Source organism: Haemophilus parainfluenzae, from assembly GCF_014931415.1.
In the GTDB taxonomy this organism is placed as follows: Bacteria; Pseudomonadota; Gammaproteobacteria; order Enterobacterales; family Pasteurellaceae; genus Haemophilus_D; species Haemophilus_D parainfluenzae_AF.
Genome location: NZ_CP063121.1, coordinates 1,132,124 through 1,157,419 on the forward strand (window position 1 = coordinate 1,132,124; position 25,296 = coordinate 1,157,419).

Consider the following 25,296-nt stretch of genomic DNA (forward strand, 5'->3'; position numbering starts at 1 on the left):
TTCGGTTGAAATTACAGCAAAATTTGACACAAGAATATAATTTTAGCTTAGTTTTCAATTTCTACTTTTATCGTGATTGGGTTTGTGACAAAATTGGAGCGTTTTGTTCGCCATTAAATCAAGAAAAGCGCGGTCAAATTTTTGCATGTTTTAGAGGTAAATTATGACACAACAATATTCTATCGATACATTATTAGCTCAAGCGGGAAATCGCAGTGATGAGCGCACTGGTGCAGTTTCTACGCCAATTTATCTTTCAACAGCTTATGGTCACCATGGGATTGGTGAAAGTACCGGGTTTGATTATACGCGTACGAAAAACCCAACGCGTAGTGTTTTGGAAGATACCGTAGCAAAATTAGAAAATGGTGATCGTGGTTTTGCCTTTTCCTCCGGCATGGCGGCAATTCAAGTGCTGATGAACCTATTTAAAGGCCCTGATGAATGGATTGTGTCAAGTGATGTATACGGTGGGACTTACCGTTTATTGGATTTTGCCTATAAAAATAACAACAGTGTAAAACCTGTTTATGTGAATACTGCTTCTTTAGCTGAAATTGAAGCTGCGATTACAGCAAATACAAAAGCGATTTTTATTGAAACTCCATCTAATCCATTAATGGAAGAATGTGATGTGGTAGAAATTTCAAAATTAGCGAAAAAACACAACTTGTTAATGATTGTAGACAATACTTTCTTAACTCCTGTGCTATCTCGTCCATTAGATTTAGGCGCGGATATTGTAATCCACAGTGGCACAAAATATATTGCAGGTCACAATGATAGTTTAGTTGGCTTGATTATTGCAAAAGGACAAGAGCTTTGTGATCGTATCGCTTATATTCAAAATGGTGCAGGTGCAGTACTTTCGCCGTTTGATTCTTGGTTAACCGTGCGTGGAATGAAAACCCTTTCATTACGTATGAAACGCCATCAAGATAATGCGAAGGCGATTGCGGAATTTTTACGCGAACAACCACAAATTGATAGCGTGTTATATCCAAACAAAGGCGGAATGCTATCTTTCCGTTTGAAAGATGAAAATTGGGTAAATACGTTCTTAAAATCGATCAAGTTGATTACCTTTGCCGAAAGCTTAGGCGGAACAGAAAGTTTTATTACCTATCCAGCAACTCAAACCCATATGGATATTCCAGAAGCGGAGCGTGTTGCTCGTGGTATTACAAACACATTATTGCGTTTTTCTGTTGGCTTAGAAGATGTAGAAGACATCAAAGCCGATTTATTACAGGCATTTGCACAGCTTAAGTAATTAGTTTTTATCAATCGGACTAATCTGTGCAATCCAATATACCTTGTGTTATTATGCACAACATTAATTAACGTTAGGTGTTGATTCATCAGCACCTTATTAAATAAGGAAACAAAAATGAGCGAAGTATTACATATTAATGATGCAGATTTTGAAACAACCGTTGTGCAATCTGATATCCCTGTATTAGTAGATTTCTGGGCACCTTGGTGTGGCCCTTGCAAAATGATTGCACCAATTTTAGATGAAATCGCACCTGAATTCGCAGGTAAAGCAAAAATCGTTAAAATCAACGTAGATGACAACCAGTTAGTTGCAGGTCAATTTGGTGTACGTAGTATCCCAACTTTACTACTTTTCAAAAATGGCCAACTTGTTGCAACACAAGTGGGTGCATTACCAAAAAATCAATTAGCGGCGTTTATTAATCAACACCTATAATTGAGTTATTAAATCTAAGGAGCGGTCAAAAATACCGATGTTTTTGACCGCTCTTATTTTTTCTCTCGCCAATAAGTGGCAAAACGAGGTTTTCCAGAATTAGTTAATCCACGATATTTGTAAGTAATCGTGCTACCAATAGGCGGTGGATTTTCGCGCTCACTCAGATTAAATCCTGAACCGATTTTGAATTTTCCATGATGATTTTCACAGGTGAGCGATCCGAGTATATTCTCAAATTGTCCTTTCCCTTTGTGATGTGCTATCACGGTACATTCTTCATCATAAGTGCTTTTTAACTTTAAAATTTGTGTACTGCGTTTTCTTTCGTAAGGCGCATGAGGATTACGTAATACAATCCCTTCACCTTTTTTCCCTTCAATTTCATGCAAATACTCGAATAAATGTGTTTTATCTCGTATCGGAATTTGCGGAATAATCTTGATATAAGGCGTAGGGTGATCTTTCAAATAATCTTCTAAGGTTTTGAGCCGTTCAAAAAGGTTGCCTGATGCATTAGGCACATCAAAAACATAAAGTGTTAATTTTGCCCAATTATCACCTTTAAAGGATTTCGTGATAGAAGCAATTTCTTCAAATTGATTACGTTCACTAAAAAGCTCACCATCGATGGCAAAAGGCGGAAATTGCGCGGTAAAATAGGTCGGTGCGGGCAAGGGCAGCCCTTGACGACTTAATAATGTTTTGCCATCCCAATAACCTCGTATCCCATCCAATTTTTCAGACATTACCCAACCTTGAATATCTTGGTTTTCATAAGTGCCTAATAGCATTAAATCACGCTCGTTCGCCCAAGTTATTTGGTTGAATAGAAGGTAAAGTAATAAATAAACTACTCGCATAATCTCTCCTTTTTAAATTTATTGAGTTTAAAAAGTGCGGTCATTTTTTACAGCGTTTTTAGTTGAATCTGTGATCAGTATCGCAAAATAATGAGAAGTAAGCTGGAAAATAGAGAGATAAGAAAGAGCGCTAGATTATTTGAAATGAACACTATACAATGCCAACGCTATTTCGAATTTAATTTTTAAGGAGAATAAAATGTATTTTGATCAAATTAAAGCTGAGCTTGTGGAAGCTCAAGATGTATTAAATAAGTTTGTTTCAGATGATAACAACATCAAACTCATTGAAAAAGCGGCTAAATTATTAGCAGAAAGCTTTAAAAATGGCGGTAAAGTATTATCTTGTGGTAATGGTGGTTCTCACTGTGATGCTATGCACTTTGCAGAAGAACTAACCGGTCGTTATCGTGAAAACCGCCCAGGTTATCCTGCGATTGCAATTTCAGATGTAAGTCATTTAAGCTGTGTAAGTAATGACTTTGGTTATGAATATGTATTCTCTCGCTTTGTTGAAGCAGTGGGTAAAGAAGGCGATGTTTTATTTGGATTATCGACCTCTGGGAATTCTAAAAATATCTTAAATGCGATCGAAGCCGCGAAAGCAAAAGGCATGAAAGTGATTGCGATGACTGGTAAAGATGGCGGTAAAATGGCAGGCTTAGCGGATGTTGAAATTCGTGTGCCACACTTCGGTTATGCAGATCGTATTCAAGAAATCCACATCAAAGTGATTCATATTTTGATGATGTTAGTTGAATTTGAGATGGCGAAAGAGGCCTAATTCACGATAAGTGCGGTTTAAAATTCAATGATTTAAAGATCCCAAAAAGTTTTTTGGGATTTTTTTACAAAAACACTTGCATAATTAATCATTAAAAAGTAATATTTATTCATTCTTAAGAATAAAGAGAGGATAGCAGTAAACTTAGTATGGCGATTAGTGTTAAAAATTTGAATTTCTTTTATGGTTCATCACAGGCATTGTTTGATATCAATCTTGATGCACAAGAAGGCGATACCGTGGTGTTACTTGGACCAAGTGGCGCAGGAAAAAGTACGTTAATTCGTACACTAAATTTATTAGAAGTGCCGACCTCTGGCGAATTGCATATTGCGAATAATCATTTTGATTTGTCTCAAGCGAATAATAATCCGAAAGCCATTCGTCAACTTCGTCAAGATGTGGGCATGGTATTTCAACAGTACAATCTTTGGCCGCATTTGACGGTGATTGAAAACTTGATTGAAGCGCCCCAAAAAGTATTAGGTATTAGCGAAGAAGAAGCGAAAAAAGATGCATTAGAACTTTTAAAACGTTTACGTTTGGAAGAGCATGCCGATCGTTTTCCTCTTCACTTATCAGGCGGTCAGCAACAACGTGTTGCTATTGCTCGAGCATTAATGATGAAACCACAAGTGTTGCTGTTTGATGAACCAACGGCAGCACTGGATCCTGAAATTACAGCTCAAGTTGTTGATATCATTAAAGAACTTCAACAAACAGGTATTACTCAGGTGATTGTGACCCACGAAGTGAACGTGGCACAAAAAGTGGCGACTAAGGTCGTCTATATGGAACAAGGTAAGATTATTGAAATGGGCAGTGCAGATTGCTTCGATAATCCAAAAACCGAACAATTTAAACAATATCTTTCACACTCAGAATAAGGAAACACAACATGAAAAAATTACTTTTAAGCGCAATGTTAATGGGCTCAGCTTTTGCTGCAAATGCACAAGAAATCACTTTCGCTATGGAGCCTAGCTACCCGCCATTTGAAACAACAAATGAAAAAGGTGAAATTATCGGTTTTGATGTGGATGTAGCGAATGCAATTTGTAAAGAAATCCAAGCGACTTGTCATTTCAAAAGCCAATCTTTTGATGCATTAATTCCAAGCTTGAAAGCAAAACGTTTTGATGCAGCAATTTCTGCAATGGATATTACTGAAGCGCGTGCAAAACAAGTTTCATTTTCTAATGCGTATTATGACAGCACAGCCAGTTATGTCGCTTTAAAAGGCAAAGCAGATTTAACTTCAGCAAAAACAATTGGTGTTCAAAACGGAACAACATTCCAACAATATACCGCAGCAGAAACCAAGCAATATAATGCAAAATCTTACGCAAGCTTACAAGATGCGATCTTAGACTTAAAAAATGGTCGTATTGATATTATCTTCGGTGATACAGCCGTATTGTCTGATATGATTTCTAAAGAGCCTGAAATTCAATTTGTTGGCGAGAAAGTGACTAACAAAAAATATTTCGGTAATGGTTTAGGTATCGCGGTGAATAAATCAAGCAAAGAATTGCTAGAAAGCTTAAATAAAGGTTTAGAAACCGTGAAAGCAAATGGTGAATATCAAAAAATCTATGACAAATGGATGACAAAATAATCTATGTTTTATGATTATCTTACATTAATTGGACATGCAGCCCTAATGACCTTAGGGCTTGCTATTTGCTCGTTAATTGTCGGTTTATTGCTCAGTATTATTTTTACGGCTTTAGAAGCGAATAAATATGTCTTTATTGCGAAACCAGCTTCTGTTGTGATCGCTTTATTGCGTGGTTTACCGGAAATTTTAGTGGTTCTACTGATTTATTTTGGTTCAACCCAAGTAGTAGAAATGCTGACGGGTGAGTATATTGAATTCAGCGCCTTTGGTTGTGGTGTCTTTGCATTGTCTTTGATTTTTGCCTCTTATGCTTCACAAACCTTACGTGGTGCGATCCAAGCTATTCCAAAAGGGCAGTGGGAATCAGGTGCTGCGTTAGGATTAAGCCGTCCTTATACCTTCATTCATTTGATTATGCCACAAGTATGGCGACACGCTTTACCGGGCTTAAGCAATCAATGGTTAGTATTATTAAAAGATACGGCGTTGGTGTCGTTAATTGGTGTCGATGATTTAATGCGTCAGGCTGGATACATCAATACGAACACTCATGAGCCATTCACTTGGTATGGCATTGCTGCGTTAATTTATTTAGTGATTACGTTGATCAGCCAAGCAGGTATTCGCAAATTAGAATTACGTTTCACTCGATTTGAACGGGGAGTCGAATAATGTTTCAAGAGTATTTAGCTGTTATTGCTCAAGGTATTCCGACTAGCCTGTTGCTTACAGTTGTTGCATTGTTTATTGCCTTTTTCCTCGCATTGGGCTTAACCTTCTTGCTTTCTATTGGCAATAAATTAGTGAAAAGTGCGGTCAATTTATTCCTTGTTTTATTTACAGGTACCCCACTTTTAGTGCAATTTTTCTTAATTTATGCAGGCCCTGGCCAATTCCAATGGTTGGTGGACAGTCCATTATGGGGATTGTTCTCCAACGCATGGTTCTGTGCAGCATTAGCTTTAGCATTGAATAGTGCCGCTTATTCAACCCAATTATTCCACGGGGCAGTAAAAGCGATCTCTAAAGGCCAATGGGAAAGCTGTGCAGCATTAGGTTTAAGTCGTATGCAGACGTTAAAAATCCTAATTCCTTATGCATTAAAACGTGCACTTCCTTCTTATACCAATGAAATTATCTTGGTATTTAAAGGTACAGCATTAGCTTCTACCATCACGATCATGGATATCATGGGATATGCACGCCAACTTTATGGCACAGAATATGACGCACTCACTATCTACGGCATCGCAGGCGGTATTTACCTCATCATTACCGGCGTTGCCACTTTATTACTCCGTCAGTTAGAAAATAAAGTGTTAGCATTTGAACGTATTGATACCGCAAAAGCATAAAGTGCGGTCAAAAATAGAAACAAATCGGGCAGTTTAAAAATTGCCCGATTTTTTATATGATTAAAGAAAATATTCCTATTTATGAGGCAATTATGTCCGAATCATCTTCCCTAAAATTCCACCTCGAACTATTACGTTTAATTCCGAAAAACTATTCCATCAGCTCATTAGAACTGCGAGAGAAATTGCTTGCATTAGGCATTGAGCGTGATTTACGCAGTATTCAGCGTGCACTGAATACGTTATGTGAACAGTTTGAAATTGATTGCAATACCAATGATAAGCCCTATAGCTATCGTTGGAAGCCTGATGCAAAAGGCTTAGATATGCCAATTTTAAACGAACAGCAATCGTTAGTGTTGATGTTGGCAAAACAATATTTAACCGGTATTTTGCCAACCAATATTATGCAGTCGATGGACGGTTTTTTTAAACAGGCAGAATATAATTTAGCTTATGGTAAAAATCAGAAAAAGGAAGCCTCTGAATGGTTGAATAAAGCGGGGATTGCTCCAACTAGCCAGCCATTATTACCTGCAAAGATTGATCCTGAAGTATTCAATAAAGTAAGTATTGCTCTTTATCATAATAAATACATTAACATGAGCTATCGTAAGAATGATGGAAATATACGTGATGCTCAAGTTAAACCCCTTGCATTAGTGCAGCAAGGTCCAAGTACTTATTTGGTGGTTCAATATGAGAGTGGAGCGATTAGACATCTTGCATTACATCGATTTATTTCAGTTAATGTCAGTACGATGCAATTTGAACGCCCGAAATTTAGTCTAAAAACGCATATTGAAAGCCAAAACTTTGGTTTCAGTTCGGGTAAGAAAATTCGCCTAACTTTCCGTATTGATAAAAAAACAGGTGGTTTTTTGACAGAAACACCATTATCAACTGATCAAACTGTAAAAGATTGTGGTTGCGACTATGAAATTTCCGCGACCGTAATTGAGAGCGCTATGCTGGAATGGTGGATAGCGCATTTTGGGGAAGATTACCAAGAAATTGACCGAACTTATTTAGACGACAATGCCTAACGACATAAATTGTCGCTCCATCTTTTATCATTAAGCCATCAACAGAGAGGGCATTAAAATGAAGAAAATTGTTTATATTGATATGGACAATGTGATGGTCGATTTTCCGTCTGGTATTGCAAAATTAGATGAGAAAACCAAACTAGAGTATGAGGGGCGATATGATGAAGTTGAAGGTATTTTCAGTTTAATGGACCCCATGCCAAACGCGATTTCTGCTGTTCATAAATTGATGAAGAAATATCATATTTACGCACTTTCTACCGCTCCTTGGCATAATCCATCCGCTTGGAGCGATAAAGTAAAATGGATCCAGCATTATTTCGGCGAAGAAAAAGGCTCAGCATTATACAAGCGGTTAATTTTATCTCACCATAAAAACTTAAACCAAGGCGATTATTTAATTGATGATCGCACTAAAAATGGGGCGAATAAATTTGAAGGTAAACATTTGCATTTTGGTACTGAACAATTTGCTAACTGGAACTGCGTACTATCTTATTTGGACTGTGGCCCTTTTACGCCAAGTGATATTTTGCAAGATTGCTTGAAAAAGCCAGCCGCCCTCGTGCAAGTTGAAAATGAGGAGCAAAGTCGAATCATTGGTGCTTTTGCAGATCGCTATAAATGGCAAGTGTTTAATTTGGCATGTGTTTATGCAGATGAAACAGCAACCGAACAGAAAACGGTCTATTTAATTATCAGCCCTTATCTCAGTGATGAATTTAAAATGCGTATTGAAGCAATGAGTGCTCATATTCAAGCCGAATATGACGTGTTATTACGATCAAAATCACAGCTAAAACAATATTTCCAACGCCTTTCAGATAATCCATTCTTGCATATTGAAAGCTATAGTTATCAACCCCTTTATAAAGCAGGGAATATATTTGGCATGATGGCGAGAGATAGACAGATTGATGAAATTTTAGAAGAAAAAGGAGCCTGAAAAATGACAGCAAAAAATAAACCAATTTGCGTAGTATTAACCGGTGCTGGCATTAGTGCCGAAAGTGGTATTCCTACTTTTAGAGCGGAAGATGGCTTGTGGGCAGGGCATAAAGTAGAAGAAGTTTGCACGCCCGAAGCCTTAAAGAAAAACCGAGCAAAAGTATTAGAGTTTTATAATGAACGACGTCGTAATGCTCAAGCGGCAGAACCTAATGCAGCACATTTGGCTTTGGTTGAATTGGAAGCGTTTTATGAAGTTCATATAATCACTCAAAACGTGGATGATTTACATGAGCGAGCAGGAAGTACTAACGTACTCCATTTACATGGTGAATTGAATAAAGCTCGCAGCAGTTTTAATACCGATTACATTGTTCCATGTTTGGGTGATCAACTGTTAGAGGATAAGGATAATCACGGTCATCCAATGCGTCCACATATAGTCTTTTTTGGGGAAAATGTATCCATGTTTCCTAAAGCAGAAAAGTTAGTGAAAAAGGCAGATATTGTGATTGTTATTGGTACTTCATTACAAGTTTATCCAGCTAATGGATTGGTAAATCTCGCTCCATATGGTTCACTTATCTATTTGATCGATCCTAATCCAAATACAGGATTTGTCCGTAAGAAAGTGATTGCAATCAAAGAAAAAGCGGGTGAGGGCGTTCCGAAAGTGGTAGCTGAGTTATTAGGGAAAATTAAAAAATCATAGAAAACTGACCGCACTTTTCACATAAATAGCGAGTTTTATATCGCTATACTGTATGACTGATGAATTAACGAGAAACGTATGCATCCAGTAATTGAATTTTATTTAGAACAAAGAAAAAGCCAACATAATTTATCTTTGCAAGATATGTGGGCAATGCCAAAAAGAATGGTTGGTGATGCTTATTTATATATTCCTTGGCTTTTACCCGTTACTGAAAGTTCCAAATGGAATCGTTCAGTGCCAGTTTTTAATGAGAAAGATCGAATATTTTTTATTGAAAATGAAGCTATTCAAAAGAAATTTTTACATTCTATTGATTTTATTCTGGATTACTTCTGTTTATATCGTGAAGATAATAAAATATTACCAAAACCTGAATTGAGTGAACGTAAAGTTTGGCTACGTAATATCGGGCATGAAAGTAAGAAGATTTCTCGCATCATTCGTAGTTTAAATTATTGTGGTCATCCTGAGTTGGCTAAAAGTTTACAGCAACTGGCAATAAAATTAGGCCAAGAAAAAGGTGTAATTCAAGAAGAAACCATAGGGATTTGGACGAATCTACTTAAATAATGAGGATAGAATAATGGTAACAGATGAATTTAGAAAAATAGCGGTATCTTTCGCAGGAGGCGATGGTGGAAATCCTAAATCAGAAGTATGGTTTTGTGGATTAGAATGGGGGATTGGTGATGAAAGCTCGCCAGATGATTTTTATGAGAAATTTAGTTTAAGCCCTAAATTAATACCGCATTCTTGGGTAGAGGATGATTTTGATGGTAGTTGGACTACTCAATATAATAGAAAAATATGTTGGTTTTTGTGGTACTACTACAATTTGGATTGGAAAAATGGAGAAAGTGCGGAGCATTTTGTTAAAAAATACGATGTGCTTTACCCACAAGGTATTGGTTTCAAATTAAATATGCTACCAATCAATTTTAAAAATAGATCATCAATTAAATGGAATGATCAATTCATTAAGATGACAGGATTTGAAACATTCAACGAATATAGAGAGTGGTGCGTTGAAAATCGCGGTGCTTTTTATCGTCAACTTATAGATGAATGTCATCCTAAAGTTATTATTTGTACGGGAGTCACTGAAAAAGATAACTTTTTTAAGTTTTTTACTGGAGAAGCCGTATATGAAACTAAAGCGTTGAAAGAATTTAATATCTTCTATCGCAAGTACAATGATACTTTAATTTGTGTTTGCCCATTTTTTGGTGGCCCAAGTGGCATTAATTCTTACGACAAAATGGAAGCATTAGTAGAGTCAGTAAAAGAATTATGTAAATAATTTTTTTGTTAAGTTTAACGTTGATAGATAAATAGCGACTTCGGTTGCTATTTATCTTTCTCTTGCTTTAGCATATACATAATGAGATCCTTAGATAAACTACTAATCTCTAAAAAGTGTCATCTACATTATAATGTTTAACCCTGTCTTTTCATCCTTTCATTAAACTATCCGGAATTTCCGGATAATTGATTCTTTTAAGCTCTTTATTATCAAATCTATTCTAGATTTGTGAAGATTTTCTAAAAATAACCGCTTGTAATATTCACTAACGACACGCATTGTCGCTCTCCTCCCTATAATTTTTCTATAAAAGAGAGTTTTTTACCTCTTACAACACGCTTAAGCCCTTTTATAGAAACAACACAGGAGAAAACTTATGGCAATGAAAGTGACTTTTAAACGAGATCCGATTTTTGAGGATGTAAAAAAATTTGTACAACAACAAAAATTTGCCTCTTGCTCGATGATTCAACGCAAATTTAGTTTGGGCTTTAATCGAGCTGGGCGAATTTTAGAACAACTAGAAGAAGCAGGCGTTATTTCACCAATGAAAAATGGACAGAGAAAAGTATTATGAAAAATGATTTAAATTATGCAGTAGAACTTATTCGCAAGGCTGACGGCATTTTAATTACTGCTGGGGCAGGAATGAGTGTGGATTCAGGTTTGCCGGATTTTAGAAGTGTCGGCGGGTTTTGGAATGCCTACCCAATGTTTAAAGGCCGCAATATCAATTTTGAAGATATTGCGACGCCATTGGCTTATGAAACCCATCAAGAGTTAGCTTATTGGTTTTATGGGCATCGTTTATCGCAATATCGAGCAACAATCCCGCATGAGGGCTACCAAATTTTAAAACGTTGGGCAGAAAGCAAACCGTATGGTTATTTTGTTTTTACAAGTAATGTGGATGGGCATTTTCAGAAAGCAGGGTTTGAAGAAGGGCGCATTTATGAAGTACATGGCACATTAGAGCGTTTACAGTGCGTTCATAATTGCCGTGATTTAAGCTGGTCAGCAAAAGAATTTCAACCTGTGGTGGATAACGAAAAGTTGCGCTTATTGAGTGAGCCACCTCGTTGCCCTTATTGTCAACGTTTAGCAAGACAAAATGTGCTTATGTTTGATGATTATTTTTACAGCAGTAATTATCAAAATTTAAAACGAAATAAGCTCGATTTATGGTTAAAAGAAGTGCAAAATCTCGTCGTCATCGAACTGGGAGCGGGGAAAGCCATTCCAACTGTGCGTCGATTTTCTGAACGTACAGCAAAAGCAAAAAAGGGCGGATTTATCCGTATTAACCCACAAGATGCAGGCGTGCCGAAAATGCACTTTTTAAGTCTCGAAATGAAAGCGTTAGATGCCCTAAAAGCGATTGATAGCCTTCTAAATCCTTCTCAACAAGCGGTTGAATAATGGAAAATTTTTGCGAAATTACCTTCTGCCAACAAATTGGCAGCAACAAGCGACACAACCAAGATGCCCTTTTTAATGGAGAGGCGGTGTTTCAATATAAACTCAAAACGGCTGAAAAACGCCTTGAAAACCGACCGCACTTTATTGTGGGCGTGGCAGATGGTATTTCCAATAGCAACCGACCTGAAAAAGCGAGTAAATTGGCAATGCAATTATTAAGCCAAACGGAAAGCATAAGTCGTCAAACGATCTACGATTTACAATCCAGTTTATCAGCAGAATTAGCCGAGGATTATTTTGGCTCAGCAACCACTTTTGTGGCGGCTGAGATTGATCAAGCAACTCATAAAGCAAAAATCCTCAGCGTAGGCGATAGCCGTGCTTATTTAATTGATCCCCAAGGAAAATGGCAACAAATCACGCAAGATCATTCTATTCTGTCTGAATTATTGGAGGATTTTCCCGATAAAAAAGAAGAAGACTTTGCCACGATTTATGGCGGTGTTTCTTCTTGTTTAGTCGCGGATTATTCCGAATTTCAAGATAAAATTTTTTATCAAGAAATTGAAATTCAACAAGGGGAAAGTTTATTACTTTGTTCTGATGGATTAACAGATGGACTTTCTGCTGACGTGAGAGAAAAAGTTTGGAAACAATATGATAATGATAAATCTAGATTGACTGTTTACCGTAAGTTAATTGAAAAACAAAGATTTTATGATGATTTATCAGTTATAATCTGTGCGTTTTGATTTATATTATAAAAATATTCTAAGGAACCAAAATTATTATGAGTGAAGAAAAAGCAAAAATACTTAAGATTGATGATGTATTCAAATTAAAATTGAGTATTCCTGATTATCAAAGACCATACAAATGGACAGTGAAAAATGTTCAGCAACTTATTGATGATCTACTTACTCACTTCCGTGATAACAAAGTTTACCGAATAGGCACAATTGTTTTATATAAAAATGATGGTAAGTCTGAAATAGTTGATGGGCAACAGAGACTTACTACGCTATCACTACTGCTTTACAAATTGGGGAAGAAAGACATCTTATTTTTAAATGAGGAATTTAATCATAGTATTAGCAAATCTAATATTTTTGAAAATTATAGATTTATTAATAGCTACAATTTCCCTGAAGGATTTCAAGAATATATTCTAAAAATATGTGAAATGGTTCGTATTGAGCTTGATGATTTAGATGAAGCATTCCAATTTTTTGATTCACAAAATGCAAGAGGAAAACCTCTTGAATCATATGATCTCTTAAAAGCCTACCATTTAAGAGAGATGAGAGGAAAGACTGATCAAATTATTCATCAATGTGTTGAGCGCTGGGAGAAATCTGCGATGTCAGATGATATAAATAATTTAGATAAAATTATTAATTCTATTTTATTTAGATTGCGTCGTTGGCATTTCCAAGAACATGCAGAAGTATTCACAGCTGATGAATTGGAAACATTTAAAGGTGTTAGCGAAAATATTGAATATCCTTATTTAAATGGTATTTTGGCTGCTGGGGCGATACAGAAAATGTCTGCTAATAACCCTTTTTTATATCGTTCAATATCACTATTTCAATCAAATCAAACATTAGTTAATGGAGAGTATTTTTTTGATTACATTCAACATTATGCGGTGATTTATGAGCGGTTATTTAGAGAGGGTACAGGTTTATTAAGCTCATTGAATAAAATAAATGGTATAAGTTTGGAAGGTAATGTAGTTAAATTTTTAAATACTTATGCACATAGTTATCGAGTGGGTGATAAATATCTTAGAAATTTATTTGAGTGCATGCTGTTATTCTATTTTGATAAGTTTGGAGATAATAATTTTTCGGAGTTTATGACAAAGGCATTTCTTTGGGTTTATCGTTTGCGCTTTGAGTCTCAGCGTATTAGCTTTAAAACAATAGAAGATGCCGCTCTATCCAAGGATGGATTGCTCACTCATATTGAAAAGTCGATTACTCCTGCACAAGTTATGCGATTTATTCCAAAATTAGGTGAAATTAAATTTGACAATATAGATAAAAAAATAAAAGAAATTTGGAGTGTTAAAGATTATGCTGAAAAATAATTATGTAAAACCTTTTAAGATAAATGAGTTATTAAGTTACGATAAATACATTATTCCTATTTATCAGCGAAATTACGCATGGGGAGATAAGGAGATTAGTCTTCTTATTCAAGATCTTGGAAATGCTTGTCAAAAAGCAAAAGACAATTACTACATTGGTAGTTTAGTAGTCTATAAAAGAGAGAATGGAGATTTTGAAGTTATAGATGGTCAGCAACGATTAACAACACTAACGTTAATAATGTATCATTTATCTAAAAATACTTTTACTAGAAATGTTTATTTTGAGCATAGAAAGGATTCTGATTGGGCATTAGAGCATCTTGAATTAAAAAATCATATTCCTAGTATATTTAAAAAAGCTTTAGATTCAATTGAAAAACATTGGGCTATAGCTGCAGAAGCTGCGGCCCCAGAAGACTTAGTCGATTTCTTGCTCAAAAAAGTTGAAATTATTAGAACAGAAGTTCCTAAGGATACAGATCTTAATCATTATTTTGAGATTATGAATACGCGTGGAGAGCAACTTGAGAAGCATGAAATTCTTAAAGCATGCTTAATGAATAATCTACCCGAAAGGATTCAACGTTCGGTTTTTGCCCAAATTTGGGATGCTTGTTCTGATATGAGCCGATATGCAGTAATGGGGATAGAATCGAATCTTAGAAAGATTATTTTTGGTGCAGATTGGCAGGATAAGCCGAAAGTATTTGATGATATTATAAAATATTATGGAAATAACGCAGGAAATACTCAACAAAACACAGATAGTACAAGTAGCAAATCATCAATTCTTGCTCTAATAGAAGGGAGGGAGCCCAAAGTAGAACAAACACTACAAAATAACGAATTTACTGAAGGTAGTTTTAATTCAGTTATTGATTTTTCTAACTTCTTGATGCATGTATTCAGAATATATTTAGAAAAATATCATAGTACTAGAGAATTTAGAGATATTTCTTTAGACGAAAAAGAATTATTAAATGCCTTTGGTAAAGATTGGTCTAAAGAAACAGAAGTTGTTAAGTTTATTGATACATTATTATCTTGTCGGTATTTATTTGATAAATATGTAATTAAGTCAAGCACATTGCGTGCAGAGGATGAACATTGGTCTTTATGGAACATTGTAAAAGGCAATTCAAGCAACTATTACTATAAAAATACTTTTGGTAGTGATAAATCTGAATCAAATGATACAGATACCAATGAACAAACAAAAAACGCAATTATGTTACTTTCAATGTTCCATGTTTCTAACCCTTCTCGCATTTACAAAAACTGGTTATACGCTGTGTTACGTTGGTTATTTGATAATAGAGATGATATTAAACAAAGTGATTATATTAAATTTTTAGAAAAACTTTGTGATAAATTCTATTTTGGTAATAACTGCCAAGGAGAAGATATTACCGATATCATCTTAGGAAAAGAAATTGATTTTTTATCTAATAAAGAATGGAATGATGGCGTTTTAGTTCCTAACTTTGTGTTTAATCGATTAGATTATCAGTTATGGCAGAAGTACAAAGATAAGTATCCTAAGTTTCGATTTACGTTTAGAAGTTCAGTGGAACATCATTATCCTCAACATCCATCTGAAGAGCATGGATTAGAGAAGTTGGAGCAAGCGATCCTAGATAATTTTGGTAACTTATATTTGTTATCTCAAAGTAAAAATTCTCGTTTGAGTAATTTACCTCCAGAAGCAAAGTTAACATATTACCCTAATGGTGATTATGATAGCCTTAAACAGGCTTTAATGATGGAAAAAACAAAAGAGTTTAATAAATGGAAAGCAGAGGAAATATTAGAGCATGGAAAAGAGATGCTTATATTGTTAAATACTCCAGTTTCTTGAATATTTAATTCCTAACGACACAATCTGTCGCTCTACTTCTTAAACTATGCTCAAACCTATTAGGTTTGAGCATTTTTGATTGGAGTGATGATTATGTCTAAATTCAAACTTAACCCCCCATCAGTTTCCCCTTATACCGAAAAATTAATGTTGCAACTTTTATTGGAATATCGAGGATTTGCAGAGGTTTTTCATGAAGAAGTTTGGCACTATGACAATATTGCAGCGGCTTTAGGTTTACCGAGTGAAATGGAGCGTTGTGATGATTTTCGTGCGAAAGTAAAAAAATTATTACAAGCACGAAATAAAACGTTGCCAAAATTGACCGCTCTTTGCGTAAACGAGAATCCAATTATTGAACAAAATATTGATACGCTTACCCAGTTATTATCATTGAATGCTGCTGAGCAGACGCTTTTCCGTTTATCGGTTCAGCTACGCTTAGATGAGCCATTAAAAAAATTGAGCGAGGTATTACCAAAATCTAATTTTGTAGGGGTAAGTGAGGTATTATCAAATTTATTTGGTTTGCCAAAATCGGACATTATTTCTGCCTTAAATGATAAGGGAAAGCTATTAGGCTATGGCTTGCTTGAACGAAACTATAATCCGGATAGTCTCCATGATTATTTGGATTGGGGCAAAATGTTAGATTTTGATGAGTTTATTTCAGAACCATTAGATGAACAAACACTATTAAAATCTTGTACTCAGCCTGCGATTGAAACAAGTTTAAATTTAGACGATTTTGCTTATCTAGGAGAGATGAAAGCAATGATGCTGGATTATCTTCAGTCTTCATTTGCTACTCATAGAAAAGGTGTGAATATTTTAATTTATGGTGCGCCTGGTACAGGCAAAACGGAGTTGGCCACTTTGTTGGGGAAAGTGTTGAGCGTTTCGGTAAATAATATTACCTACATGGATGGAGATGGGGATGTGATTAGCGCTGAAGATCGTTTGAATAAATGTCGTTTTGCGCAAAAGGTGTTAGAAGGGCAATCTTCGTTATTGATTTTTGATGAAATAGAAGATGTTTTTCGTGCTAGTTTCTTTGAGCAATCAGTAGCACAGCAGAATAAAGCTTGGATGAATCAATTATTAGAAAATAACAATGTGCCGATGATTTGGCTATCTAATTCTGTTTTTGGCATAGATCCTGCTTTTTTACGTCGCTTTGATTTTATTTTAGAAATGCCGGATTTGCCGTTGAAAAATAAATCAGCACTCATTACGCAGTTAACCGAGGGAAAATTAAGTCCAGCCTATGTGCAGCATTTTGCCAAAGTACGGTCATTAACGCCGGCGATTTTAAGCCGCACAATTCGGGTGGCAAAGGAACTCAATACATCTAATTTTGCTGAGACTTTGCTCATGATGTTTAATCAAACATTAAAATCGCAAAATAAACCGAAAATTGAACCGCTTATTTTAGGTAAAGCCGACTATAACTTGAATTATGTGGCTTGTAACGACAATATTCATCGTATTAGTGAAGGGTTAAAACAGTCGAAAAAAGGACGGGTTTGTTGTTATGGTCCGCCGGGAACAGGAAAAACCGCTTGGGCAGCGTGGCTTGCGGAACAGTTGGATATGCCGCTATTGCTAAGACACGGCTCAGATTTGCTTAATTGTTATGTAGGCGAGACAGAAAAAAATATCGCTCAAGCTTTTGAGCAAGCGAAAGCTGACAACGCATTATTAGTACTAGATGAAGTGGATACGTTCTTATTTTCTCGAGAAGGAGCAGACCGAAGTTGGGAGCGTTCACAAGTGAATGAAATGTTGACACAAATTGAACGCTTTAAGGGTTTAATGGTGGTATCAACAAATTTAATTGAAGTGCTTGATCCTGCCGCCTTACGCCGTTTTGATTTGAAACTGAAGTTTGATTATTTAACGCTGCCACAACGTTTAGATTTTGCTAAACAACAAGCGGAAATTTTAGGGTTGCCATTGTTATCAGAAGAGGATTTAAGTCAGATTGAATCGCTTAATTTGCTGACACCTGGTGATTTTGCTGCAGTGGCTCGTCGTCACCAGTTTTCTCCTTTTCAAAAGGTGCAAGATTGGCTGAGCGCATTACAAGGTGAATGTGAAGTGAAACCAGCGTTTTCTGCAACGAGTAGACGGATTGGGTTCTAATTTAAGTGCGGTCAAAATTCTCATTGTTTTTTGACCGCACTTTTTATTCTCCAGTTAGCCAACTTGCCAATAAGATAACGATAGTAAAAATACCCAACCAAATAAGGTGAAGTTTAGTGCTTTTTCGATTAATTTCGGCGTTTTGTTGGCGTCGTTGTTCGAGTTTTTGTTTGTAAATTTCAAGATCTTCTTCTTTAAAAGAAAACCCACAATTTGGACAAAATTGCGCGGATTCGCTGATTTTTTTACGACATTCAGGGCAGCGGGTGAGAGCCATTGATGATCCTTTTTTAATTATTTTAATTTATAAACATATTGTAAGTGAAAAAAACGGAATGATAAACGTGACATGGATCACAAAATTGAAACAATGTAAAAATTAAAATTTTGATTTTGATGATTTTCACTTAGAATACCGCCGACGAAGTCTAGTATATGACTAAATTTCGGTATTCATTTATTCCTGAGGAGTATTTTTTATGTTGTGGTTTTTCTTCTGCGTGGCGTTATTGCTTGCAGGTTATTTCTTTTATAGTCGTGTAATTGAGCGCATTTTTGTGATCAATCCAAACCGTAAAACGCCAGCTTATACCATGAATGATGGCGTTGACTATATGCCAATGTCTAAAACTAAGATTTGGTTAATTCAATTATTAAACATTGCAGGTACAGGTCCAATCTTTGGTCCAATTCTTGGTGCGTTATACGGACCGGTTGCAATGCTTTGGATTGTAGTGGGTTGTATCTTTGCTGGTGCGGTACATGATTATTTCTGCGGAATGTTAAGTGTGCGTAATGGCGGTGCATCTATGCCGAACCTCGCAGGTAAATACTTAGGTCGTCCAGTTAAAGCATTTATTAATATCTTAGCTGTTGTACTTTTATTATTAGTGGGTGTGGTATTCGTTGCAAGTCCAGCTCAATTAATGGGTACGATTACAATGGATGTGTTCGGTGCAGCATCAGGTAGCATTTCTATTAGCAATGCGGAAGAAATCCATCAAGTAGCTGAAGCAGGTGGTATTACCGTTTGGGGTATGGATAAAGCGACAGTTATCAGTGTTTGGACTGGTATCATCTTCATTTACTATATTCTTGCGACATTACTTCCAGTTGATAAAATCATCGGTCGTATCTACCCATTCTTCGGTGCATTATTACTCTTTATGTCTGTAGGTATGGTATATGGTTTAGTAACTGCAGATCTTAGCTCAGCAGATCCAATTTCTTTCTATCGTTCTGTGGACGGTATGTCTTTTGAGAAATTCTTCCAAAACTTTGAAACCCGTGCAGATTTACCATTATGGCCACTCTTGTTCTTAACTATCTCTTGTGGTGCATTATCTGGTTTCCACGCAACACAAAGTCCGTTAATGGCACGTTGTACTGAAAACGAAAAAGAAGGGCGTTTCATTTTCTACGGTGCGATGATCGGTGAAGGTGTGATTGCATTAGTATGGTGTGCAGTTGGTTTAAGTTTCTATGATTCTTTACCAGATTTGTTAGCTGCGATTAAAGCGGGTTCGCCTTCTAAAGTGGTTTATGATTCTTCAATCCACTTCTTAGGTCTTGTTGGTGGTATTTTTGCAGTATTAGGTGTGGTTGTTCTTCCAATTACATCAGGCGATACAGCATTCCGTGCAGCACGCCTTGTTATTGCAGAATTTTTCCATTTAGAACAAAAAACCTTAGCTAAACGTTTAATTATTGCTGTGCCATTATTCGTGGTTGGTTATATCGTATCAAAAGTGGATTTCTCTATCTTATGGCGTTACTTCACTTGGGCGAACCAAACTACTGCGATGGTTATGTTATGGACTGCAGCAGCGTACTTATACCGTTATAATAAATTCCACTGGGTATGTACAATCCCTGCGGCATTTATCAGTACTGTATGTTTTACTTATCTTGCATACAACAAAATCGGTTTCGGTTTAGACTATCAATTATCTGTTTATATCGGCTTAGGCTTAACTGTTCTTTGCTTGGTATTATTCTTCACACAGCTTAAACCATTAGGTGATCGTGATGAAGAAGCGTATGTAAATAACTAATTAAATCGAGTTAAAAATTGAAAAACCGTTTGAGGGAAACCTTAGACGGTTTTTTTGTTTATTTTATTGCCAAAATTTACCAATCTTTACGTTTTAATTGCTTGCAAGTTAAGGCTACAACCGATAAACTTACGCAAAGTGGTGAAAAGTGGAATTTTGTGGAAAATTCTGCCAAATTTTTCTAAAAATAAACGTTTAAAGGTAGAGAAATGTTTCGTGGTGCAGCAGCGGTAAATTTAGATGCGAAGGGTCGTGTAGCGATTCCTACGCGTTATCGTGCTGAAATCATGGAAAAGAACCAAGGTCAAATGGTTTGTACCGTTGATATTCGTCAGCCTTGTTTATTACTTTATCCTTTAGATGAATGGGAAAAAATCGAACAAAAACTACTTTCACTTTCCAACTTTGACCCAAATCAACGCCGCTTACAACGTGTAATGCTTGGTTATGCCACAGAATGTGAAATGGATGCGCAAGGTCGTATCTTATTAAGTGGTCCATTACGTCAACACGCAAAATTAGAAAAAGGCTTAATGTTGGTCGGGCAGTTGAACAAATTTGAAATTTGGAGTGATACTGAATGGTACGCTCAAATTGATGAGGACATTGAAATTGGCTCAAGCGCTGAATTCGGTGCTTCTGAAGAACTAAAAATGCTGTCATTATAGAACAGCAGCACTAGCAGGATAAGCGGTGCTTGCGCCGCTCTATCTTCTCTTTATCGATTTTGATTTAACGTTTACTTTTTACTTATGACTACGCAAAATTCCTTTTCTGCACCTGAACATATCACGGTTTTGCTTCACGAAGCGGTGAATGGTTTGGCGTTGAAAGAAAACGGAATTTATATCGATGGTACCTTTGGTCGTGGTGGTCATTCTCGCCTTATTCTCTCGCAACTTTCTGAAAATGGTCGTTTGATTGCCGTTGATCGTGATCCACGTGCGATTGCTGAAGCTGAAAAAATTCAGGACCCTCGTTTTCATATTGAACATAATAGCTTTTCACACATTCCAGATATCTGTCAAAAACTCGATTTAGTTGGTAAAATTGACGGTATTTTGCTGGATTTAGGCGTATCATCTCCACAGCTTGATGAAGCAGAACGTGGTTTCAGTTTTATGAAAGATGGCCCGTTAGATATGCGCATGGATACCACACAAGGTTTATCAGCGGCAGAGTGGCTAAAACAGGTATCTGTTGATGATTTAACTTGGGTGTTAAAAACCTTCGGTGAAGAGCGTTTTGCAAAACGAATTGCGACTGCCATCGTAGAGTTCAACAAAAGTGCGGTCAAAAATGGCACAAAATGTTTAAGTCGTACTTCTCAACTCGCTGAATTAATTGCTCAAGCCGTACCGTTTAAAGATAAACATAAGCATCCAGCGACGCGTAGTTTCCAAGCCATTCGAATTTATATTAATGCGGAATTAGATGAATTAGAAAGTGTATTAAATTCTGCATTAGATATGTTGGCACCAGAAGGGCGTTTATCGATTATCAGTTTCCATTCACTTGAAGACAGAATGGTAAAACATTTTATGCGTAAACAAAGTAAAGGCGAGGATATCCCGAGAGGCTTACCATTACGTGAAGATCAAATTCAACGCAATCAAAAATTAAAAATCATTGGTAAAGCTATTCAGCCGAGTGAGGCAGAAATTTCGGCAAATCCACGTTCAAGAAGTGCGGTTTTACGTATTGCGGAAAGGGTGAAATAAGATGTTAGAAAATAGCGAACGTTATCCTTTACAACATATTCTCGTTGAAGATATTTTTTCTTCTAATAAATTAGTTGTCGTCTTACTTTTATTAATTTTAGCTTCTGCAATGGGCACGATTTGGATGACCCACCAAACACGAGGCTTAATTTCTGAAAACGGGCAGTTGGTATTACAACACCAAGCCCTTGAAAACGAATATCGCAATTTGCAATTACAAGAAGCAACCGAAAGTGATAATACAAGAGTTGAATCCATTGCAATCGGTACATTAAAAATGCAACGTGTTCAAAGTGAACAAGAAGTGGTTATTTTTGAATAGGGATTTTGAATAAAATGGTTAGATTTAATTCCTCTAAGAAACCAGGAAAGCCAAAGAAAACAATTAGAAAATTGGCTCAACCTGCGTCAGTAAAACCAAATAAACCGAAGATGGTATTTGAGAAATGCTTCCTTCGTGGTCGTTATCTTATTGCGACAAGTTTTATTTTCTTAGGCTTAGGCGCATTAGTGGCTCGTGCTGCTTATGTGCAATCTGTTAATTCTGAAACCCTTTCTGGCGAAGCTGACAAACGTTCATTACGTAAAGATGACGTCCTTTCTGTTCGCGGTTCAATTTTAGATCGTAATGGTCAATTGTTATCGGTGAGTGTACCGATGAGTGCCATTGTGGCTGAACCACGTTTAATGTTAAAAGAAAATGCATTAGATGATAAAGAACGCATTAAAGCCCTTGCAAACGAATTAAATATGACGCCAGCAGAGTTGGTGAAAAAAATTGAGAAAAATGCAAAATCAGGTTTCTTGTATTTAGCGCGTCAAGTAGAAGCGAGCAAGGCAAATTATATCCGTGAACTCAAAATTAAAGGTATCTCATTAGAGACAGAACCTCGTCGTTTTTATCCTCGTGTAGAAGAAGCAGCTCAATTAATCGGTTTTACCAACATCGATGGTAAAGGGATTGAAGGGGTTGAGGCAAGTTTCAACTCAATGTTAGTGGGGAAAGACGGTGCGCGTGTTGTACGTAAAGACAAACGTGGTAACGTGGTTGAGCATATTGCAGATGAGAAAAAATACGATGCACAAGATGTAACCTTAAGTATCGATGAAAAATTGCAATCCATGGTGTATCGTGAAATCAAAAAAGCGGTAACTGAGAACAAAGCTGAATCTGGTACTGCGGTGTTGGTTGATGTGCGTACGGGTGAAGTATTAGCAATGGCGACGGCGCCTTCTTACAACCCGAATAACTTGGCTAATGTGAAAGATGAATTAAAACGTAACCGTGCGATTACGGATACTTTCGAACCAGGTTCAACAGTAAAACCTTTCGTTGTTTTGACCGCACTTCAACGTGGCGCAGCGAGACGTGATGAAGTGATTAATACAGGTTCATTTACCGTAAGTGGTAAAGAAATTGTGGACGTGGCACCTCGCCCACAACAAACCTTAGATGAAATTTTGATTAACTCCAGTAACCGTGGTGTAAGCCGTCTTGCGTTACGTATGCCACCTTCTGCATTAATGGAAACTTACCAGAATGCGGGCTTAGGTAAAGATACAGAGTTAGGCTTAATTGGTGAACAACGTGGTGTATTAAATGCAAACCGTAAACGTTGGGCAGATATCGAACGTGCTACTGTGGCTTATGGTTATGGTATCACTTCAACACCATTACAAATTGCACGCGCTTATGCAACTTTAGGTAGCTTCGGGATTTATCGTCCGCTTTCTATCACGAAAGTTGATCCACCAGTCATTGGTCAACGTGTATTCTCAGAGAAAATCACGAAAGACGTAGTGGGCATGTTAGAAAAAGTCGCGATCAAAAATAAACGAGCGATGGTTGAAGGGTATCGTGTAGGCGCGAAAACCGGTACAGCGCGTAAAATTGAAAATGGTCACTATGTTAAGAAATATGTGGCATTTACAGCGGGTATTGCACCAATTAGCGATCCACGTTATGCATTAGTTATTTTGATTAACGATCCGAAAGCTGGACAGTACTATGGTGGTGCGGTATCTGCGCCAGTATTCTCAAGCATAATGGGCTATGCATTACGTGCGAATGGTATTGCGCCAGATGCAGAACCAACAGAAAAAACAGCAAGACGTACCGTTCGCTTAAGCGATCAAAAACTTGAAAAAATGAATTAAAAAAAGGCAAAACAATGAAAAAATTGACCGCACTTTTTGATCTTCCGGTGCTTTCAGACATTAATGTGAAGGCGATGGTGTTAGATAGCCGCAAAGTGACTCAAGGAGATCTATTTGTGGCAGTCAAAGGGCATCGTTTTGATGCGAGTCAATTTGTTCCTCAAGCTATTTCTTCTGGTGCAAGTGTGGTCGTTTTAGAGACAGATTTAGAAAACGAGCATTTGAACATCCAATGGCAAAATAATGTGCCAGTGATTCATTACTATCATTTATCTGTTCATCTTTCAGCATTGGCAGGTCAATTTTATGACAATCCTTCCGAAAAATTGACTTTAGTTGGTGTGACTGGAACAAACGGTAAAACTACGGTTTCTCAATTATTAGCGCAATGGGCTACGCTATTAGGCCACAAAGCCGCTGTCATGGGCACCATTGGCAATGGTTTATTAGGTCAAGTCAAAGAAGCAAAAAACACCACAGGTTCAGCCGTTGAAGTTCAAGAAAACCTCGCTGATTTTGTAGAGAATGGGGCAGATTTTGCTTCTATTGAAGTGTCTTCACATGGTTTAGTTCAACACCGTGTTGAAGCCCTTAAATTTAAAGCCGCCATTTTTACCAATTTAAGTCGTGATCATTTGGATTATCACGAGACAATGGAAAAGTATGCAGAAGCTAAAAAACGCTTTTTCATTGATTTAGCCCCCGAATTACAAATTCTCAATGCTGACGATCCAATTGGGGCTGCATGGTTAGGTGAATTACCAAATGGTATTGCAGTCAGCTGTCACCCAGATTTCCATCCAACATCTAAACAATGGCTTTATGCTACGCAAATTCGTTTTACTCATGAAGGTGCGGTAATTGATGTTGCATCAAGTTGGGGGAATGGCACATTACATAGCCCATTAATTGGCGCTTTTAACGTGAGTAATCTGCTGTTAGCCACAGCTGTTTTATTGGCTTTAGGTTATTCTTTCGATGATCTTATACGTACTGTTTCACAGCTAAAAGGAGTAAATGGAAGAATGGAATTGATTAAGAAAGCAGGCAAACCAACAGTTATCGTTGATTATGCCCATACTCCAGATGCATTGGAAAAAGCATTAAATGCCGCGCGTGAACATTGTAAAGGTAAACTTTGGTGTATCTTTGGATGTGGCGGTGATCGTGATGCAGGCAAGCGTCCTCTAATGGCAAAAGCGGCTGAGCAGTTTGCAGATTTAGTGATCGTAACCCAAGATAATCCGCGTACAGAAGACCCAAATAAAATTGAAGCAGATATACTTACTGGTTTTAGTCGCCTGGAAGACGTTGGTGTGATTCCGGATCGTGAAGAAGCTATCAAATTTACCATTGAGAATGCAGTTGAAAATGATGTGATTATTATTGCCGGTAAAGGGCATGAAAACTATCAGATCATTGGGGATAAAACACTTCATTTCTCCGATCAAGAAGTAGCTAAAGCCTATTTAACAAAAAAATAAAAAACAGA

Annotated in this window: 26 protein-coding genes; 24 read left to right on the top strand and 2 right to left on the bottom strand. The window is 36.8% G+C overall.

The features are described from left to right. The first annotated feature begins 163 nt into the window (after window positions 1-163). Together INP93_RS05625 and trxA are read left to right on the top strand one after the other, a co-directional pair. Window positions 164-1,273 (top strand): methionine biosynthesis PLP-dependent protein, encoded by a 1,110-nt coding sequence (locus tag INP93_RS05625; protein WP_111326697.1) that lies wholly within the window; start codon window positions 164-166, stop codon window positions 1,271-1,273. Between the two features lie 117 nt (window positions 1,274-1,390). Further along, window positions 1,391-1,714 (top strand): thioredoxin, encoded by a 324-nt coding sequence (gene trxA / locus INP93_RS05630; protein WP_005696559.1) that lies wholly within the window; start codon window positions 1,391-1,393, stop codon window positions 1,712-1,714. A gap of 53 nt (window positions 1,715-1,767) precedes the next feature. Here trxA and INP93_RS05635 read toward each other — a convergent pair whose 3' ends face one another. Next, the gene (locus INP93_RS05635) at window positions 1,768-2,577 is read right to left on the bottom strand and encodes a DNA ligase (protein WP_197544364.1); all 810 of its coding nucleotides are present in this window, start codon (window positions 2,575-2,577) and stop codon (window positions 1,768-1,770) included. A gap of 199 nt (window positions 2,578-2,776) precedes the next feature. On the opposite strand from INP93_RS05635, the gene lpcA reads away from it, so the two are divergent. From lpcA to INP93_RS05715, 16 genes are all read left to right on the top strand, one after another. Next, a complete protein-coding gene (gene lpcA, locus INP93_RS05640; protein WP_014065007.1) occupies window positions 2,777-3,361 on the top strand; it encodes a D-sedoheptulose 7-phosphate isomerase in 585 nt (194 codons plus the stop codon). A gap of 149 nt (window positions 3,362-3,510) precedes the next feature. Then, entirely contained in the window at window positions 3,511-4,248 is a 738-nt protein-coding gene (artP, locus tag INP93_RS05645) for an arginine ABC transporter ATP-binding protein ArtP (RefSeq protein WP_049370083.1), read from the top strand. Between the two features lie 11 nt (window positions 4,249-4,259). Next, the gene (locus INP93_RS05650) at window positions 4,260-4,979 is read left to right on the top strand and encodes an arginine ABC transporter substrate-binding protein (protein ID WP_197544365.1); all 720 of its coding nucleotides are present in this window, start codon (window positions 4,260-4,262) and stop codon (window positions 4,977-4,979) included. Window positions 4,980-4,982: 3 nt separating this feature from the next. After that, window positions 4,983-5,654: an arginine ABC transporter permease ArtQ gene (gene artQ, locus INP93_RS05655; RefSeq protein ID WP_005696554.1), complete on the top strand. Its 672-nt coding sequence runs from the start codon at window positions 4,983-4,985 to the stop codon at window positions 5,652-5,654. After that, a complete protein-coding gene (artM, locus tag INP93_RS05660; RefSeq protein ID WP_197544366.1) occupies window positions 5,654-6,337 on the top strand; it encodes an arginine ABC transporter permease ArtM in 684 nt (227 codons plus the stop codon). The genes artQ and artM overlap by 1 nt, the downstream gene beginning before the upstream one ends. A gap of 89 nt (window positions 6,338-6,426) precedes the next feature. After that, on the top strand, window positions 6,427-7,383 hold the full coding sequence (locus INP93_RS05665; protein ID WP_197545319.1) for a helix-turn-helix transcriptional regulator: 957 nt from the start codon (window positions 6,427-6,429) through the stop codon (window positions 7,381-7,383). 58 nt (window positions 7,384-7,441) lie between these two features. Then, window positions 7,442-8,332 carry a 5' nucleotidase, NT5C type gene (locus INP93_RS05670; protein WP_197544367.1) on the top strand — a complete coding sequence of 297 codons (891 nt, stop codon included), beginning with the start codon at window positions 7,442-7,444 and terminating at the stop codon, window positions 8,330-8,332. A gap of 3 nt (window positions 8,333-8,335) precedes the next feature. Continuing rightward, window positions 8,336-9,046: an SIR2 family NAD-dependent protein deacylase gene (locus INP93_RS05675; RefSeq protein WP_197544368.1), complete on the top strand. Its 711-nt coding sequence runs from the start codon at window positions 8,336-8,338 to the stop codon at window positions 9,044-9,046. 78 nt (window positions 9,047-9,124) lie between these two features. After that, window positions 9,125-9,619, top strand: coding sequence for an opioid growth factor receptor-related protein (locus INP93_RS05680; RefSeq protein ID WP_197544369.1), 495 nt, complete (start codon window positions 9,125-9,127; stop codon window positions 9,617-9,619). A gap of 13 nt (window positions 9,620-9,632) precedes the next feature. Then, window positions 9,633-10,349, top strand: a complete 717-nt coding sequence (locus tag INP93_RS05685; protein ID WP_197544370.1) for a hypothetical protein — start codon at window positions 9,633-9,635, stop codon at window positions 10,347-10,349. Window positions 10,350-10,728: 379 nt separating this feature from the next. Beyond that, the gene (locus INP93_RS05690) at window positions 10,729-10,929 is read left to right on the top strand and encodes a DNA translocase FtsK (RefSeq protein WP_197544371.1); all 201 of its coding nucleotides are present in this window, start codon (window positions 10,729-10,731) and stop codon (window positions 10,927-10,929) included. Then, window positions 10,926-11,771 (top strand): SIR2 family NAD-dependent protein deacylase, encoded by an 846-nt coding sequence (locus INP93_RS05695; protein ID WP_049366194.1) that lies wholly within the window; start codon window positions 10,926-10,928, stop codon window positions 11,769-11,771. Before INP93_RS05690 ends, INP93_RS05695 begins: the two co-directional genes overlap by 4 nt. Continuing rightward, window positions 11,771-12,523, top strand: coding sequence for a PP2C family protein-serine/threonine phosphatase (locus INP93_RS05700; protein WP_049366197.1), 753 nt, complete (start codon window positions 11,771-11,773; stop codon window positions 12,521-12,523). Before INP93_RS05695 ends, INP93_RS05700 begins: the two co-directional genes overlap by 1 nt. A gap of 38 nt (window positions 12,524-12,561) precedes the next feature. Beyond that, on the top strand, window positions 12,562-13,866 hold the full coding sequence (locus INP93_RS05705; RefSeq protein ID WP_049366198.1) for a DUF262 domain-containing protein: 1,305 nt from the start codon (window positions 12,562-12,564) through the stop codon (window positions 13,864-13,866). Then, window positions 13,853-15,727 (top strand): DUF262 domain-containing protein, encoded by a 1,875-nt coding sequence (locus INP93_RS05710; RefSeq protein ID WP_049366299.1) that lies wholly within the window; start codon window positions 13,853-13,855, stop codon window positions 15,725-15,727. Before INP93_RS05705 ends, INP93_RS05710 begins: the two co-directional genes overlap by 14 nt. Before the next feature lie 93 nt (window positions 15,728-15,820). Continuing rightward, entirely contained in the window at window positions 15,821-17,872 is a 2,052-nt protein-coding gene (locus INP93_RS05715; RefSeq protein WP_049366200.1) for an AAA family ATPase, read from the top strand. 43 nt (window positions 17,873-17,915) lie between these two features. Here the strand turns inward: INP93_RS05715 and INP93_RS05720 are convergent, their stop codons facing one another. After that, the gene (locus tag INP93_RS05720) at window positions 17,916-18,149 is read right to left on the bottom strand and encodes a zinc ribbon domain-containing protein (RefSeq protein WP_049366202.1); all 234 of its coding nucleotides are present in this window, start codon (window positions 18,147-18,149) and stop codon (window positions 17,916-17,918) included. Between the two features lie 202 nt (window positions 18,150-18,351). On the opposite strand from INP93_RS05720, the gene INP93_RS05725 reads away from it, so the two are divergent. From INP93_RS05725 to murE, 6 genes are all read left to right on the top strand, one after another. Next, window positions 18,352-19,926 (top strand): carbon starvation CstA family protein, encoded by a 1,575-nt coding sequence (locus INP93_RS05725; protein WP_049366204.1) that lies wholly within the window; start codon window positions 18,352-18,354, stop codon window positions 19,924-19,926. Window positions 19,927-20,135: 209 nt separating this feature from the next. Further along, window positions 20,136-20,594 carry a division/cell wall cluster transcriptional repressor MraZ gene (gene mraZ, locus INP93_RS05730; RefSeq protein WP_005696540.1) on the top strand — a complete coding sequence of 153 codons (459 nt, stop codon included), beginning with the start codon at window positions 20,136-20,138 and terminating at the stop codon, window positions 20,592-20,594. Window positions 20,595-20,678: 84 nt separating this feature from the next. Further along, entirely contained in the window at window positions 20,679-21,647 is a 969-nt protein-coding gene (rsmH, locus tag INP93_RS05735; protein ID WP_197544372.1) for a 16S rRNA (cytosine(1402)-N(4))-methyltransferase RsmH, read from the top strand. A 1-nt stretch (window position 21,648) separates the two neighbouring features. Further along, complete coding sequence (ftsL, locus tag INP93_RS05740) at window positions 21,649-21,969, top strand: cell division protein FtsL (protein ID WP_014065025.1); 321 nt, start codon at window positions 21,649-21,651, stop codon at window positions 21,967-21,969. A gap of 14 nt (window positions 21,970-21,983) precedes the next feature. Beyond that, a complete protein-coding gene (locus INP93_RS05745) occupies window positions 21,984-23,804 on the top strand; it encodes a penicillin-binding transpeptidase domain-containing protein (protein WP_197544373.1) in 1,821 nt (606 codons plus the stop codon). A 14-nt stretch (window positions 23,805-23,818) separates the two neighbouring features. Then, the gene (murE, locus tag INP93_RS05750; RefSeq protein ID WP_197544374.1) at window positions 23,819-25,288 is read left to right on the top strand and encodes a UDP-N-acetylmuramoyl-L-alanyl-D-glutamate--2,6-diaminopimelate ligase; all 1,470 of its coding nucleotides are present in this window, start codon (window positions 23,819-23,821) and stop codon (window positions 25,286-25,288) included. The last annotated feature ends 8 nt before the right edge of the window (window positions 25,289-25,296 follow it).